Below are 16486 nucleotides of genomic sequence, written 5' to 3' on the forward strand. Positions count from 1 at the left end.
GAAGACAGATGGCCAACAACCCACTGAGCAACCTCGCTGCGGCACTGACTCGCGATGCCGGCGCCCCGATCCTCCTTACCCGTGACTACCTGATCGCAGGCCTGGCTGACGCCGGCGTCAGCGTTTCCGACAGCCTGGACAGCGACCTCAACGCGGCCTTCCAATCGTCTGTCGCCGGGTTGTCGATCAGCCTGACCGCGCAAAGCGTGCAACCGCTGAACCCGGCCAGCCAGACGTTCAAGGTCACGGGCGTCAGTGCGCGGTTTCTGCAGCAGGACGTGCAGCAGGGGCTGGTGCTGACCTTCGGCCTGAGCGGCATCGACGGCGCGCAGGCCCTGAGCCTGGAGATCGTCACCACGCCGGCCAGTTGGAGCTGGTCCGATCTGTCGAGTTTTGCCACCGGGATTCCCTTCAAGTGGGCAGCGATCAGCAACGCGGTGTTCACCTTCAATGACAACCTGGGTCCCTGCCAGGGTTTTGCCGCCAACCTGACGCCGCCCGCCCAGCTCAGCAATGCGGTCGCGGTGGTGCAGGGCCTGGGCTTTCCAACCCTGGCCCTGCCCTTCAGCGGCAGCATGGATTTCGCCAAGGTCGACGGGATCGATATCTTCATGCCGACCACGACCCTGCAGGCGCCTTTCCTCGGCGCGGACAGCGGCCTGAAACTGTTGTACCTGAGTGTCGATGCGCCGGTTTTCGGGTTGATCATCGGCCCACCGGAACTGCAGGACGGCGACGACCCGGCGCAAGCCTTCTACGACCAGCAGGTCAGCCTGTATCTGGGCCTCGACCTGAGCCTGACGGACCAGCGCGGTCAATCCATCGACTACCAGATGCGCGCCCTGGCCCAGATCAACAATGGCAACGCGTTCAATTTCTACCTCGGTCACAGCGACGACGGCAGCGCCCTGTTGACCCCGGCCACGGTCATCGACCTGCTGGACAACAAAGGCAGTTTTTTCACGGGAACCCCACCGGTCTTGCAGCAGTTTCTCTCCGGGATCGGCCTGCGCAGCCTCAGCCTCAGCGGCACCACCAGCCCCAGCCTGGCCCTGAGCAGCGCCAGCGTGACCTTGGGGGCAGACCCGACGGTGATCAATGCCGAGCACCCTTGGGTCCCCTTGCAGGACCCGACCAACCAGTTGGTTTTCGGCGTCACCGATTTCGAGTTGGTGTGGGGCATCAACTATCTTCCCCAAGGCAGTGCCTATAGTTTTCTGTTCCAGACCCAGTTCCTGTTGTTGCCCGAGGTGTTCAAGGGCAAGACCACCGGCGAAAACGGCCTGTTCTTCGTCCAATTCAATTCCGACCTCCAGTTGCTTGCACGTTTCGACGGTACCGCCAATCTCAACGACCTGATTGCCACGCTCACTCTGGGTTTGATCCGCATTCCCAAAAGCTTCGTCGATGCCTCGCTGTCCGACGTAGGCCTGAGCCTTGACGTGGGCGCCAAGAGCTACGCCTTCAACGCCGGCTTCGAACTGGACCTGAACCTGTTCACGCTCGACGGCCTGCCGATACTCTCGGTCACCGACGGTCAGCTTTATATCAAGGCCACCACCCCCACCAGTGCCAGCGGTGTCGCCAATACCGCGCCGGTCACCACTTACCAGGCAGGCATCGGCGGACTGGTCGGCATCGGACCGTATTTCGCCAACGCCAGCATCGACTATGACGGCACCGAGTCCCCAGCCACCTGGACAGTCGCCGCACGGCTGGCGCAACCGGTGGATGTGCAACAGCTGGTCAGCCAATTCCTCAGCTTCGGTGGCGCCTTCACATTCCCCGACTTCCTGCCCGGCACCCTGCTGGTCGACACGCTTGAGGTGGACGCCACTCTTGCAACCGGTGCGACGCCGATCGACCGCTACACCGTCGCCGGTAGCCTGCGCTGGACCTTCAACCTGGGCCAGGCCTTCAGCGTCGACACCCTGGCCACCCTGAGCCTGAGCTACGACGCCAGCAAACCCGCCCAACAGCAGTACAGTGGCAGCGCCACTACGCTGTGGGATTTCAGCTTCCTCAACGACAGCGTGCTGCTGGGCTATAGCTTTGCGCCCGACAATCAGGGCAGCAATGCCCAATTGAGCCTGTCCTGGGAAGGCTTGACGGCGATTTATCAGGTCGACAAGAAAACCCTGACCTTCACCCTGAAAAACTGGAGCCTGGGGCGTCTGATCCAGAAACTCATGCAGTCCCTGGGCGACCCCTACTTCACGCTCGACTCACCCTGGGACGTGCTCAACCAGGTTTCCCTCGACGGCCTGTCGCTGGTCATCAGCCTGGAAACCAGCAACGGCAGCACGCCGACCATCGCCGCCAAATACACCCTGGCGAGCAAGATCGACCTGGGCTTCATGAGCATCGACGGCCTGGTGTTCGAGCGCAAGAAGGTCGACGGCGTTGACAAAATCACCCTGGGCATCGACGGCTCTTCTGTGTTCAAAGGCAACAATCCCGAGGAACAACAGGATTGGAGCAACCTGCTGGATCCCCAGAAAGGTCAGCCCGTGGACAAGTTGCCTTCGGTTCCGGGCCAAGGTACGGACTATTTCAGCCTACCGTTGCTGGTACTTGGCCAACGCGTGGCCATCAGTGGCTACGACAGCTTCGCCAATACCAAAGCGGTGATCGACGCCTTGAAAGCGGTGCCTTCAACCACCGGTTCCAGCAACCCGCTGAACCCTGGCGACAGCGGTACCAAGGGCACGCCGTACTACAACCGCAACAGCGACTGGCTGATCGCCGGGCAACTGTTGCTGCTCAAGACCGGCAAGGACTGGACCGTCGACCTGATGCTGGTATTCAACGACCCCAACCTCTACGGCCTGCGCCTGGCCCTTGCCGGAGAGAAGGCCAAGGCGCTGGGTAATCTGGTACTCGACATCCTCTACAAGAAAATCACCGACGATGTGGGCGTCTACCAGATCGAATGGACCTTTCCCGACAGCATCCGCAACCTGAACTTCGGTGCGGTATCGATCGTGCTGCCGGAGATCGGAGTGAAGATCTATACCAATGGCGATTTTTTCATCGACATCGGCTTCCCCTACAATCTCGACTTTAGCCGCTCGTTCTCGATTAGCGCGATCGTCTACGGCGTGCCAGTGCTGGGTGCCGGTGGTTTCTACCTGGGCAAGCTCTCGTCGGTCACCGCGACCCAGGTACCGAAGACCACCCAGGGCACTTTCGACCCGGTGATTGTCTTCGGCCTGGGCCTGCAACTGGGCCTGGGCTACAACTTCGTCAAGGGGCCGCTCAAGGCCGGCTTCGCGCTGACGGTATTCGGCATCCTGGAGGGCACTATCGCCGCCTTTCACGCCTATCGCCCGTCCACCGCGCTGGTCACGGCCAACGGCAGTGTGCAGGACGACTACTACTTCAAGATCCAGGGCACAGTCGGGGTCATCGGCCTGCTCTACGGCAGCATCGACTTCGCGATTATTTCGGCGGCGGTCAACGTGCGCATCACCCTGTCGCTCTCGCTGACGTACGAGAGCTACATGCCAATTCCTATCGCCGCCCGAGCCACAGTGGAAGTCAGCGTCAAGGTCAAGATCGACCTGGGATTGTTCAGTTTCAGCATCAGCTTTTCATTCCATGCCGACGTCTCGGCGCGCTTTGAGATCAATGCCCTCAACAGCGGCCCGGCCCCCTGGGCCGAGCCGACCGCGCTGCTGGCTCGCCAGGCTCGGCATCTGCAGCTCGCCGGCCAGCGACGGGCCGTCACACCCAAGGCAATGTCGGTGCCGCGCAGTGCAACCAAGCCGGCATTGAACCTGTACGCGACGCCGCAATTCACCGTGATGTGCAACGAAGGCGTGAACAGCTACAGCGGCCAGCAAGGTGCTTTCGTGTTCCTGTTGACCATGGACGCACCGTCCCCGACTCAACAGACACGGCAGGCGGTTGGCTCCAGCAGTTTCGAGCGCCTGTGCGCCGATTACCTGCCGTGGCTGATCGGCACCCTGGGCTCAGCCAGAAGCGAGCAGGACACCCTGGCCGACATCCTCGGCACGTTGGTGGACAAGGCCCTGCTGGAGGTGGATATCGAACGCATTGCCGACCTGGCCAACCCGCCGTTCGGCATCAGCGAGTTGTTGACGTTCCTGTCGTCCTTCGACGTCAGCATCACCTTGCCCGACGCTGCCAACCAGGCGCAGATCAAGCAGGTGCTGGAGGCCGGCTCGGTGCTGTTCCCTGTCTTCGACGGCCTGTCCCTGGACGTCCCCCTGGCAAACGCCGGCAGCGCGACCCTGGACTTTCTCCAGTACGTGGGCACCAACAGCACCTATCGCAGCAACGTCGCGCAGTTATTCAAGGAACTGGCGGCCGTTGTCACGGCCAAGGATGAGCGCAGCGCGCCGCCGCTGCGCGCTGCAGACGATGCCAACAAATCGATGGCGGCCGTGATTTTTACCGATGCCTTCATGGTTATCGGCCGGCAACTGTTGCAGGTCGCCCTCAATGCCTTTGACGACTACGCCTATGCCACGGCCAACGGCAACTCCATCGAGCAGATCCTGCAATGGACCAATGAAGCGCGTGGCAACAGCCTGACCCTCGACGATATTGTCCGGCCCAATGCCGAAGTCGCCTTGACCGATGGGTTGACTCTGAACATCCCTCTGCCCGCCTATACCCTGCAAAGCAGCGACACCCTGGCAAGCGTCGCACGGGCCTGGTCCGACAGCGCCGTGCCAGCCCGTTGGACGACCACTGCGGCGGGTTTGATCCTGGCCAACGGCAACTCGACGGTGATTGCCGCCGGTCAACTCATCAGCCTGATGGTGGGCAACGACATTCACCAATACACCACGGGCCCCGGAGAAACGTTCAACAGCCTGGCCAGGGCCCTGGGAATCGACCTGCCCGCACTGGCCCGGGACAGCGCGCTCTACATCATGGCCGACCTGCTGTTGCCGGGCCAACCGTTGCTGCTGCCGAGCCTGGCGTACCAGACCGCCGCCGGCGACAGCCTGAACAGCAGCGGCGCACGCTTTGGCGTGAGTGCCATGGCCCTGTTCAGCGATCCGCTGTCCGCCAACGTCAGTGTCGGGCCGCTATTTGCTACGCAACAGATCACCCTGACAGCCCTCGATAGCCTCTTTACCCAAGACCTGTGGGCCGTGGTGGTGGGCACCGATCAACTGGCCCAATTGGCCGGCATGCTTTCGCGCTTTTTGGCCTATGGCCTGCGCCTGCCGTCGAACCCGGCAGGCATGGGCGGCCTGAGCCTGGGCGCGCAATTTCTCTACCCAAACAACCAGAGCGCCTATGGTCTCTATCAACTCACCGGCCAGCAGTTCCCCACGCCAACCGACCAGATGCCCGGGACTGACTTCCCCATCAGCCTGAGCCGGGACGCCAGCAGCCATGGTGTCGACTTGTCGTTCGTAACGATCGCCGGCGGCAGCAGCGGCTCAATGAACCTGAACGAGGCCTACAGCAACCTTTGCGTGGTGCTGGCCTACGCGCAACGAGGCAAGTTCCAGCCGGCACCGAGCATCAGCCTGCTGCCGACCGTTGCCCGCAGCCCGAAAGACTATGCGGTTAAAAGCATCTCCCTGTGGTCGACCGCTGACCTGCAGCAGTTGCGTGACCTCTGCCAGCCGAACCTGCGAGCCTCAACCGAAGAGGCGCCCAGCGTGCAACCGATACTCTGGTCCCTGCCGGATGGCCTGGTCCGGCTGAGCAACCAGCGGGTGGGCTGTCTCGCCTCACAGCTGCCTGATCTCTCGCAGCAACTGCCCTACCTGCCGGCCTTCACCCCCTGGGAAGTTTCAACCGACCCCGCGACCCTCGAAACCACTCGCCGCGAAATAGCCTCCTACAGCTACGCGACCCGGGTTGACTTCACCATCAAGCGGCTGCCCCAGGCCCAGCCCGGCGTCATTGCCAGCGATGGCAGCAGCCTGGCGTATACCTACCAGCTGCTCGGCCCTTCGGCCACCGATGCGCAATTACTGGAGCGCCTGTTGAGCGCGGTGAGCGAGCTGGGCACGTCAATCATCAGCGGCCAGTTCCTGCTGATGCCCCAAGGCAATGCCAAGGCCAGCAACCTGCTGAGTCAGGCACAGAGCGACTTCCTCGCGTTCCTGACGCAGACCAACCTGTCGACCGAAACCAACCCGCCACCCGACTTGATGACCCCGCGCACGGCCGACGACGCGGGGCCGCGCGGCATCCTCAATCCCCCCCAGGAAGTGGTAAAACTGCTCTGGGAACTGTCTACCGTCCGTTCGGGCGGCTACTACTTGAGCTATTACGACGTAATCGCCGCCAGCGGGTTGCCCGATGGGATTTTCGACGACAGTGGCACGGCGACCCTGACCCTGGTAATGACCTATCCACGGGGTGCCCTGCTAGGCCGCCTGTGCAACTTCATCAATGCCTTTGTGACCACCGATACGGTGATCCAGCAAGGCAGCCACATGGCCCTGCGCTCGGCCAGCACCGCCGGTGTCAGCCAGCCGACCCGCGCCAGTGACAGCCTGGAAAGCCTGGCGACGTTCTACGGTATCGGCTCCGGCCGCATTGCCGAACTCAATCCGGGCGCGACACTGACCACGAACGCACAAGTACCGATAGACGGCATCATTCACTTGGTGACACCGGCCGACTCCAGCGCAGGCAATGGCGTGCCCGCGGCAATCCTCGACAATCTGGCCCGCTACTACTCGGTGGGGGCACTGCAACCGGTCAGCGCCGCGCAGATCGCGGCCCTCAACCCAGGCGTCAGCGCCGCCAGCACCGTGGCGCTGTTCATCCCGGCACTGGTCTATGTCGTTGACGGCAGCCTTGCACCGGGCAACAGCCTGCGGTCCCTGGCCGACTACTACGGGCTCGATCTCGATGCACTGGCGGTCGGCGCCGAGCGGGTAGCCGGGCTGCTGGTGAGCGGCAGTGCATTGACGCTGGATACCCGGACCTTCGATTTGCAAGCGGTGTTCAACCAAGGCAATGCCGCTTTCAGTGTCCTGCGTGACAACCCGCCACCGGTGGATTCCCCGAGTGTGGACCCGGACGGTTATGCCAGTGCCTACCTGTACAACCTTTACTCGGTGCTGAGTGCAGGCATCGACGGCTCGCCCTGGTTCATCGCCAGCGACCTGGCCCTGCCCTTCGGGCCACAGCGGCCTGACATCGGGGCGGATGAACTTGAGGCGCAAATCCATCGTCGAGCCATGCGCAACCCGCAGAGCCGACGCGAGGCCCTCAACGCCCTGGCCGAGGACAGCCAGTACTTCTATCAGCAAACCCTTGGCCTGGCCCGCCGCGCCACCAGCAATGCCGCCCCGCAGCCGGTGGCCCCAGGCCTGCCGTCCGCCGCCGACAACCCCTATCGAGGTGTGGGCAGCTTCGCCCAGGTGAACCTCTCCTGGCTGGACATCTTTGGCAATATCACCGTGACGCCCTTCCAGCAGCCACCGGCCGGCTACAGTGGCAGCCTCAACCATCCCCCGCTGCCGTTGCGCTACAACGATCGCCTGATCGCCCTGTCGGCCTGGCCCAACACCCGCGCCTTCTACACCTATGAAGCCGCTGCCGGCGGCGTGCAACTGGTTATCCACCTGAGCCTCGACACCTCCAGCTACGACCCGGCCGGCGGCGGCGACATCAAGGTCCAGGCCGGTAAGGATCTGGAGATGTTCAGCCTGATCTACTACCAACTGAACCAGTCCTACCAGGACTTGAACCTGCCCTGGTGCAACGGCCGCGCGGTCAGCGTGGAACTGGTCAACAGCCTGTTCGCCCAGCCGCTGAGCCAGCTCGACGTCAGCCAGTCGCAGCCGTTGCTGGACTACATCAACGGGGTGATTCTGTACCTCGGGCAATTGCTCCAGGACGCCACTGCAGCACCACCCGCTACCGTGCGCCTGTGCCTGGCGGTGGATATCGATAGCCTCGCGCCCGGCTCGATCCTGCCCCTGAGCCTGACCCTCAGCCTGCGGCGGGTCTCGACCCTGGTGGCGCCGGATGTCGCCGGCCTGGCAGGCGGCGTGGCAGTGACCAGTACGCTGCTGCCGGTCCCCGATCCAGTGACCGCCAGCACCAGTGGATATAGCGTGTTCGCTGCAGCCTTCGAGACGCTGTTCCTGCGCCCCGGCGCCTGGCTGACACGGGTCGGCAGCGGCACCGCAGACCCCGGCAGCACGCCGGACGGGCGCAGCCAGACGCTGTGGGCCGTCCGTTTCGCCGAGCAGGAGGGCGCGGCAGGTATTCGCTACCGCATCGATCCGGTCCCAGGCTACTTCGCAGCCCGGCCGATCGCTAACAGCCTGACCTCCGACAGCGTGCAGATCTACCCCACCTACCGGCCGGACCAGCCGTTCCCTGGCGATGACCTGGCGACACTCAACCTCACGGGCGTCGATCAGAACCTCTGGTTCGAAACAGCCCTCAAGGCCATCGACGGCTTCCTGTCACCGACCTATGCCCCCTCGGTGTTCCTGCTCGACACCCTGCTGGGCAGCAAGGACCCGCTCAAGGACGGTTATCTCGGCAAAATCCTCAGCGCCAAACAGGTGCTGGCTGACGACATCGCGTCCACCCTGGAACCGGTGCTATCGGCAGGTCCGCAAGATGGGCCAACCCTGGCCGCCGCGGCTGAAAAACTGCGCCAGACCTTGCTCAACCAGCTGTACTCGGCCTACAGCACCACCGCTATCGTCGGCTTCTGCGTGCAAGGCAGCGCGACCGACCAAACGTTGTCGCTGTACGGCCAGCCGACCGTACCGGGTACCAGCCAGCCACCGCCCGGCACAGGGAACGACAACTACGCCTTCGGCAGCGGGCGCATTCGCTTGCAGGCTTCGGTTGGCGAAAGCGCCCTTGCGTTTGTATTCAATTCCCGCAACGAGGCAGCAAGGAGCTATGTACCACTGGAACTGGCGTTGCAGGTCAGTCACCTGGAACACGACGTGCGCAGCGTCCCGCGGATCAGCGGCTACACCCAGTCGAACTGGATCTCATTGATCGGCGGGCCGTTGCTGATCCCCTTGGCCGGAGGGCAGACCATGAACCTGCCGGTGTTGCTGCGAGCCTTGCCTGAACCCCCGACGGTCCAGCGCCAGACAGCGACAGCCTGGGCGCAGCCGGCACACAGTGCCTCGGACCTGAGCAAGTGGACTTATGCCTTTGACTCCCTGGTCCGGGGTGCCGCCCAGGACAGCCTCAACGTCGCCATAGCCCTGAACACCCCGACAACCAACGGCGCGTTGCGCAGCACCGGTAAAAGCCTGGTCGCGGCATTGGCCCAGTTCGTCACTGTTTACCCGAGCATCGAAGTGGCCATGCAGCAAAACCTCACCGCGATCAATGTCAGCCAGCCGACCGAAGTGCAAATCGCTGCGGCCCAGCATGCGGTGGCGGCCTTCGTGTACATCGTCAAGGAGGTCACCGATGCCTACCATGCCTGGGCCAGTCCGATCCGCAGTAAAACCGCGTTTGTGCCTCCCCAGGCCCTGACCTGCGCCTTCAGCCAAGTGCTCGCCGGGGTGATGGTCGACGGTCAAGAGGTGGCCGAGACCCTGCTGCTGGACATGACCATCAACGATGTGGCGGCCAGCTACGATCCAGGTACCGGCCGAATCAGCGCTACCCTGGCGCAATGGGGCGAGGTCAGCCTGCCGGCGCCACGGGTGGAAATAGATCCGACGCAGTACGAGGCGGTGAGTGTCATCGATCCGGACATCCCCGGGGCGGTCGCCTACCGTTATCGCCTCAAGAATGTGGGGCCGGCAGAATGGCTCGATTATGCGCAAGCGCTGCTGGTCAACGAGCGCTGTACCAGCCTGCCGGCCCTCAACGTGTTCGATCATCAGGACGCGTGGGCTTCGCTGTCGGTGGAGCGCAACCGCATCCTGTTCCCCGCCGCGCAGATCGGCACCTTGCACACCAACCCGGTGTTCCGCTTCTCCACACCGGTCGTGCGTTTTGTCGACAGCATCAGCCCCCACATCATCCAGGACAGCTTTTCCCTGGACAGCCTGCCAGTGGCGAAGGCGAGTCTGGAGGATTACTTGAATGTGTTTTTTGCCGCCCTGGGTTCAGGCAGCAACGGCACCACGGTCCAGGTGGGCATGGAGGGGCGCTACAGCTACGACATCGCCGGGCAGGGAGTCGTCGCGCGCACCGTGCTGCCGGCCGCGCTGATGTTGCCGGTGAGCACTTCGCTGAATACCCCGCCCGCCTTCATCAGCACATTCAGCCAGGCCATCGATCGCTGGCGCCTGGCCGAAAAAGCCACGGTCCAGGGCAACGCCCGGGTCGACCTGACCCTGCGCGCATTCAGCGCCGACGATCCGACCCAACTGGCACAGGGAGCATTGCCCTCAGACAACCAGCCGCCGTTGCTGAGCATCGAAAATCTTTGGATATCGGCCAACAAGGTTCCCCCGGGACAAGGAGGTCTATGAGGCAAAAACGCTGCTGACCAGGCAGGTCGCTTTCAGCGGAGCAATGAGATGGTCATGAACCTGGCGTCGAGGCCATCCAGCTAGAACGTCCTGCCTATCGGGCCAAGTGGCGAACAGATCAGCAAGCGCCAGGCGGAATGCCGTCTTTGTTGAAGTCCTTCAAGCGCTCACGCTCTTGCTCAGTGGAGTGCGCTGGGGTTTCCTGCTCGGGCTCTTTCTTCTTTTCTTCAGTCATCGCTATATCCTCTGGGTGGTAGCTGTTTCGGCACCTAGTGGAATCAGCAGTTCAAATCAATCAACTCCACCGCCCAGGCATAGCCCGGCAAGGACTTCCCGTGAGCATAGAGGCCACAGGTCAGCCATTCCGCCGATTTTGAGAGTGCTGGGCTCGACTGAAGTCTAGATTGAGCATGGCGTGAAAAAACGACAAGTCGCGCAAAAGTCACGCACATGAAAAAGGCCAATGCTGTGAACATTGGCCTAAGTCATTGAATAATATGGTCGGGACGGAGTGATTCGAACACTCGACCCCCTAGCACCCCATGCTGGGGGCTTTATCTACATAACTCATTGTTTTATTTATAAAAATATGGATTTTCCTGATAGCAAATCAGCGCATTTTCTGTGCTCATGCAAACGGAAACACGCGGCCTCCAGCGCAGTTTTGCGCACGACACGCCACCGGATAGAGACATTATTTTGTAGCTTGGTTACCAGCGTAAGCATGAGGGATATTCATTTTACAACCTCCGTGATATCTTAGCGCCATCAACCGAATGTCGGATCAGCTTAGAAATGAGCCTTCCGCAAACGACCAGTTGGGTTGCTGTCGCCGCTCTCGCTGGAGGGAATTGTCTATATGGCACCCCGTAAACAGAGAATAGGCAGCACAGTCTGAATCTCCCCGCCAGCTGCTTTATGAGACTGGGAGAACAGCTAGGGAGGATTGCCATGGGCATTTCTGAACAAGCTGGTTCAGCAGCTCTACACCTTCGCCTCGCGGCGTTAGGCAGCTTCGTCGGGGTGCTTTGCACTTACGGCGCCGCCCCGGTACTCGCTGTTGGACTAGGGCTTATCGCTGCTTTTGTTTTAACAAGGATGTAAAGCTAGGATGGTCATGTGCGCGAACATGGCCATTCGAACCTTTAACGGCTTCACTTCATTGGCGTCCTGCCGTACTACACAAACCTATTTCGAAATACTCCTGGCGTACACCTGGCACTCTCGCAGAGTGATCAGTCTTTGTCCTCAGCCATCAGCAATGGCGAAAATGCATTGAGCATGTGCTGGGGCTACGGTAGGTTACTTCTTCACCAAGACAGTCACATCGATTGATTGTATGCCCCTGACAAAACCCAACCAGCAGCTGCGTCGTGATCTCAAGGCTATAGCTTTCAACCTTGAGCAATCCTGTGTCGATTTGGGAAAGCTTGCGAAAAAGCTCAGTGATGGCGACGCCATAGCCCTGATGGGGTTGGTGGGTACGCTCTACGAAGAGGCTAATCAATTGGTGGGTTATGCGGATGAGGTGAAGAACGGTCGAATAATTCGCGCTGCGGAACAGAAAAAATGACTGCATGGCGAGAGCAGAGCTTCTGGAGCAAGGTTGGAGTCATTGCTTGCCTGGCTTTCCTCATGATGATCCCCGGCTATTCCGACGCAGCAGGTCTTAGCTGGAGCTCATCCGGTCGCAAGCGAGTGTTCAGCCCTGGCTTCATTGTGCTCTGCGTTTTCGTGGCTGTGTTTGAGTTGATCGCGCTGAACCACTTCTATGGAGTGCGGATGAGGTGAGGACGGGCCGAATCACGAGAGCTAAGCGTTAGCAGCTTCGGCGCGCGAGCTGCGCGATGAACGGGCTGGCTCATCGGTGACGAATAGCTTTTAGAGTCCGTCTATGTCGCGTAGAGTCAGGCCCATGCTAGGTGTTTGTGTAATGTCTAATGAAAGGTTTCGCACATGGAAGCGCTAATCAACCCAGAAATACTGAGATGGGCCCGTTCCAGGGCGAGAATCAGCGCGAGCACGCTTGCGAAAAGTATCGGGACAGCTGAGGACAACGTGCTTGCTTGGGAAGACGGAGCGAAACGGCCTTCTTTTAACCAAGCCATTAACTACGCGCATCATACCCACATCCCTTTTGGCTATTTGTATCTAGCAAAACCGCCTGTTGAAGACCTGCCTCTACCCGACCTTAGAACCGTTAACGGTCGAGAGCCAAGCTATAGTCTCGCTCTCAGAGACACAATCCGTTGGGCGATGGAACGACAAGATTGGTACCGTAGCTGGTTAACTTCCCAGGGATATGAGAAAAACGAAGCGGTTGGAATCCTAAGTATTAACGATGGAATTCTCGCAGTTGTGGTTAGCATGCGGGAGAAGTTGGGAATACCTGAAATGCCAAAACGCGGAACTTTCGATGATTATTTTACTAAGCTGGTTCAAAGCATAGAAAACATCGGAATTCTGGTTATGCGTAATAGTATTGTAAACAACAATACGAGTAGGCCTCTTTCGGTTGATGAGTTTCGCGGCTTTGCGATGAGCGACGCTCTAGCTCCTGTAATATTCATCAATACTGCCGACTGCCCCGAGGCCCGACTCTTCACTCTCATCCACGAGCTTACGCATATCTGGATTGGGAAGTCTGGCGTATCTGACGCAGAGCCACAGACGCACAATAGAGAAGAGATATTCTGCAATGCCGTTGCCGCTGAACTGCTGGCGCCAGAACGTGAGTTTCGTATTGCCTGGAAGCATTTTGAGGATTGGAAAGATAATCTCCCTTTCATCACACGGACATTCCATGTCAGTGAGTGGGTGATTGCTAGGCGCGCATTGACGCTGGGGTTCATAAGCCAAGCTGATTACAGTAATTTTATTGGTAGCAAAATAGCAGCGCACAAAGCCAGAAATAAAGATGGAGCTCCTCCCTACTCGCGACTACAGACTGGACGAATCAGTAAGACTCTGGCCAAAGCCGTGGCGAGTGAGGCATTAAGTGGCCGCATGCTATTCAGGGATGCCTCTAGGCTGATGGGAATAAAGCCACACAAGATTTCTGAATATTCTAAGAAGGAACTTGGATTTTGAGCTACCTGCTAGATGCCAACTCTTATATACAAGCTAAAAACGCGCACTATCGAATGAATTTCTGTCCTGGCTTTTGGGATTGGCTCGATACGGCTTTTCAGCTAGGACAACTATCGAGCATAACCATGGTGTACAAGGAATTGTCCGATTATGGTGATGAGCTATCGGATTGGGTAAAGATACGTCAAGCGCAGTTCGATACAATTGACGACAAGGATACTCAGGAGTTTTTCGGGCGAATTGCTGAGCATGTAATGAGTATGAAGCTCCCTACAGATCCTGAAAAGATTCGTTTCTTAGGTGGTGCAGATCCTTGGTTAATTGCGAAAGCAGCCACGACCGGTAAAACCATTGTGACTCATGAGGTTTTAGCCCCCGACAATAGCAAAAAAATTAAAATCCCAAATATTTGCAAGGATTTTGATGTCAACTACATAACATCATTCGACCTACTAGATGTACTCCAGGCCAGGCTTGTTATCGAGAGGCCTTAGGTTTAATTTAGACTCCCCAAGCCCGGCCCAGCGCCGGGCTTCTTGTATCTGGCGAATCCCCTACTCTGCTAAGGTGGCGCCCTTTTCTCGCAATGGAAGCATCGAAGAATGGATTTATGGAAGGCGTTAGCAGCCGTCATCACAGTATCGATCAGCGCTGACGCGGTGGCGTGGTATGTCGAAAATCCAGTAGAGCGTGCGTTGACAGTCACCACGTTGCTTCCGACAATGGTCCTCGGAGCAACAACTGCATTTACAGTTGACGGCCCAGCAATGATGAAAAAAGCGAAGAGCGATGCTCTCGCATTCATAGGGTCTGATGGTGAAATCCGCGGCGCTCAGTTTGAGCAAGCATCTCGGTTCTATCGCTCGACCTACACGCCGCCTCTCATGTCTGACATCCAGCTGGCCCAAGCAATCGCTACTTCTTTCTGATCGACCTTCAAGCTTGCTGCGACACCAGACCATCCGTTTTTGGGACATCCTTTTCACCTGGCATTTACACGACAGTGAGTAAGGTCGCCCTACTCCTTTGAAGAATTCCCATTAGGCCCGCACATAAGCGGGCCATTTTTTTGCCTGCGGCTATGTTTTCTATTCCCTTTACTGGAGACGAAGCGATGTTTGCCCCCCAATACTCCCTTCCGGACACCCTGGAGCGAATCTACGAGAACCAGCTTGCTCTTGAAGCTGCACTGATGGAGCTGGCGTTGCTCATCGAAAGCCAAGGCAATGCTGAGGCTGGGAATAATGTCCGCGGCGCTCTGGAGACGATTGGCGAGAACGCCGGGCACATCAAACAAGGGTTGGCGCGTATCAAACAGAACGGCAAGGTATAACTTGAAGAAATTGAGGCTTCGGCCGCAGGAAAGTGATGTTTTCTGAAAGCGCTAGTGCAACGAGGAGCAATCTATGAACAGCCTCCAAGATAGACAGCCTATCGAGTTTATCCGGCTGCCAGCCGTTAAAGCACTGACAGGACTAGGTACCACAAAAATTTACGACATGGTAAAGAAGGGTTCATTCCCGCGTCAGATTCCTTTAGACGGTCGTGCAGTGGCGTGGATCAAGTCGGAGGTACTGGCCTGGAATAAACAGGAAGTCGACGAAGCACGCACTTCGCAATCCATCTATGGACTCCGCCTTAACGACCAGCCCTTTCAAGGTCTTTTGATTTTAGCGGCCTTGAGCACCCGATCCGTCGACACATGGGCATTCGCGGCTTTGCCTTCCAGCCATTCCTTGGGTTTAGGCACCTTCGGCCCCCGCTTGCTCTTGACGACCGCTTTGGGCTGGATATTTCGAGCAAGTGCAAGCAGATATTGAGCCAGCCCCGCTGCGGGGATAGGGATGGATAAATATTCTGGCAAGGCTATTTGCATTCCCTCGTAACCGCTGCGTACCTGCACCGTCAGGTGAAAAACCGATGCTTCCCAATCGTCGTGCAGAGTTTGGCGATGAGCTTGTTCGACGCTGCGTTTGAGCACGGCCAGAACGTTGTAAGCCAACACGGCCGATGCAAATCCCAACAGGGCTGCCCTAGGGTTGCCCAAGGTTTCGATTTCACTGTCCAACACCGCTTCCAGGCGCTGGAACATCCCTTCGATGCTCCAACGACGGCGGTACAAATCGGCGATTTGCTCAGCACTGATAGAGTCGGGCAAGTTGCTCCAGAACAGCAGCGTGGTGTCGCCGGATTCGGTGGGGTTTTGCAGGCTCAGTTCGACTCGCCGCCACTGGCGTCCACCTTTTACTTCGATGATTTGCTCACGCACGCTGCCTGCCGCGACCGCAACAGGCAGCTGCCAGTCGCTTTCCTTAAGCAGGCGTGGATGTTTGCTCTGTTCGCGAATGATGAACGAGGCCCCGGTATCTTCGCAGGCCTCCATGACTGGGAGCGTGCAGTAGAGTCGGTCAGCCATCCACAGTTGTCCCGCACAGGCCTTTTCCAGCAACGGCAGCACGCTGACGCGTTCGCTGGCATAGGCATCTTCACAAGGCTGAAGATCAACGACCTGGTCCAGATCGGGGTCGTAAACCACAACGGAAAAACCAGGCCGGGCGGCGCCTCGTTCACGGCGCAAAGCGCCCAGACGCTTTTCGCTGGAAGGCAGGTGGTTACCGTCAACGACCCGTAGTTGCCAGCCAGGCAAAATGGCTGTGTGCCCCAGTTCTTTTATCGTCGGTGCCAAACGCTCTGCGCTACCGGTAACCAAGGCGCGCAGTAGCGCAGGCTCTGTACGACTGACCTTGTCATACAGCGCCGCCAAGCTGACAGGAAGATCTTCCATCTGTCGCGCGGCGGCATGCAGCGAAGGTCGCAAACCCAATGGAACAAGGGACATCAGTTCAACGATGGTTGAAAACAAAAGCTCTCGTGGGTACTGCCGCTGACGGTGCTCTTCGAACACCTGGTCGACCCATTCAGCAGGAACAGCCTGCTCCAATATCACTCTGGTCATGACACTGGCCGGTGCTTTT

Annotated in this window: 8 protein-coding genes and 1 pseudogene; 8 read left to right on the forward strand and 1 reads right to left on the reverse strand. The window is 59.0% G+C overall.

Annotation, left to right across the window (positions count from 1 at the left end; translation table 11 throughout):
• The first annotated feature begins 8 nt into the window (after window positions 1-8).
• The 8 genes and pseudogenes from C4J84_RS16180 to C4J84_RS16220 all read left to right on the forward strand — a co-directional run.
• Complete coding sequence (locus tag C4J84_RS16180) at window positions 9-10421, forward strand: peptidoglycan-binding protein (protein WP_124435720.1); 10413 nt, start codon at window positions 9-11, stop codon at window positions 10419-10421.
• 1339 nt (window positions 10422-11760) lie between these two features.
• Window positions 11761-11994, forward strand: a complete 234-nt coding sequence (locus C4J84_RS16190; protein WP_124435721.1) for a hypothetical protein — start codon at window positions 11761-11763, stop codon at window positions 11992-11994.
• Window positions 11991-12212: a hypothetical protein gene (locus tag C4J84_RS26480; protein ID WP_124435722.1), complete on the forward strand. Its 222-nt coding sequence runs from the start codon at window positions 11991-11993 to the stop codon at window positions 12210-12212. Before C4J84_RS16190 ends, C4J84_RS26480 begins: the two co-directional genes overlap by 4 nt.
• 165 nt (window positions 12213-12377) lie before the next feature.
• Entirely contained in the window at window positions 12378-13511 is a 1134-nt protein-coding gene (locus C4J84_RS16200; protein WP_124435723.1) for an ImmA/IrrE family metallo-endopeptidase, read from the forward strand.
• The gene (locus C4J84_RS16205; protein WP_046382958.1) at window positions 13508-14005 is read left to right on the forward strand and encodes a DUF4411 family protein; all 498 of its coding nucleotides are present in this window, start codon (window positions 13508-13510) and stop codon (window positions 14003-14005) included. Before C4J84_RS16200 ends, C4J84_RS16205 begins: the two co-directional genes overlap by 4 nt.
• A gap of 108 nt (window positions 14006-14113) precedes the next feature.
• Window positions 14114-14440, forward strand: coding sequence for a DUF2388 domain-containing protein (locus tag C4J84_RS16210; RefSeq protein ID WP_124435724.1), 327 nt, complete (start codon window positions 14114-14116; stop codon window positions 14438-14440).
• Window positions 14441-14625: 185 nt separating this feature from the next.
• On the forward strand, window positions 14626-14844 hold the full coding sequence (locus C4J84_RS16215; RefSeq protein ID WP_124435725.1) for a hypothetical protein: 219 nt from the start codon (window positions 14626-14628) through the stop codon (window positions 14842-14844).
• Between the two features lie 73 nt (window positions 14845-14917).
• Window positions 14918-15082, forward strand: a pseudogene (locus C4J84_RS16220) (helix-turn-helix transcriptional regulator); the annotation flags it as partial.
• Window positions 15083-15165: 83 nt separating this feature from the next.
• On the opposite strand, the gene C4J84_RS16225 reads toward C4J84_RS16220, so the two are convergent.
• Window positions 15166-16467, reverse strand: coding sequence for an IS4 family transposase (locus C4J84_RS16225; RefSeq protein WP_124436329.1), 1302 nt, complete (start codon window positions 16465-16467; stop codon window positions 15166-15168).
• Window positions 16468-16486: the final 19 nt, after the last annotated feature.

It is taken from the genome of Pseudomonas sp. R11-23-07 (genome assembly GCF_003852295.1).
Lineage (GTDB): Bacteria > Pseudomonadota > Gammaproteobacteria > Pseudomonadales > Pseudomonadaceae > Aquipseudomonas.

Coding starts and splice junctions, on each gene's coding strand:
- C4J84_RS26480 (WP_124435722.1), top strand. CDS start 11,991: ATGACTGCATGGCGAGAGCAGAGCTTCTGGAGCAAGGTTGGAGTCATT.
- C4J84_RS16210 (WP_124435724.1), top strand. CDS start 14,114: ATGGATTTATGGAAGGCGTTAGCAGCCGTCATCACAGTATCGATCAGC.
- C4J84_RS16190 (WP_124435721.1), top strand. CDS start 11,761: ATGCCCCTGACAAAACCCAACCAGCAGCTGCGTCGTGATCTCAAGGCT.
- C4J84_RS16180 (WP_124435720.1), top strand. CDS start 9: ATGGCCAACAACCCACTGAGCAACCTCGCTGCGGCACTGACTCGCGAT.
- C4J84_RS16225 (WP_124436329.1), bottom strand. CDS start 16,467: ATGACCAGAGTGATATTGGAGCAGGCTGTTCCTGCTGAATGGGTCGAC.
- C4J84_RS16200 (WP_124435723.1), top strand. CDS start 12,378: ATGGAAGCGCTAATCAACCCAGAAATACTGAGATGGGCCCGTTCCAGG.
- C4J84_RS16215 (WP_124435725.1), top strand. CDS start 14,626: ATGTTTGCCCCCCAATACTCCCTTCCGGACACCCTGGAGCGAATCTAC.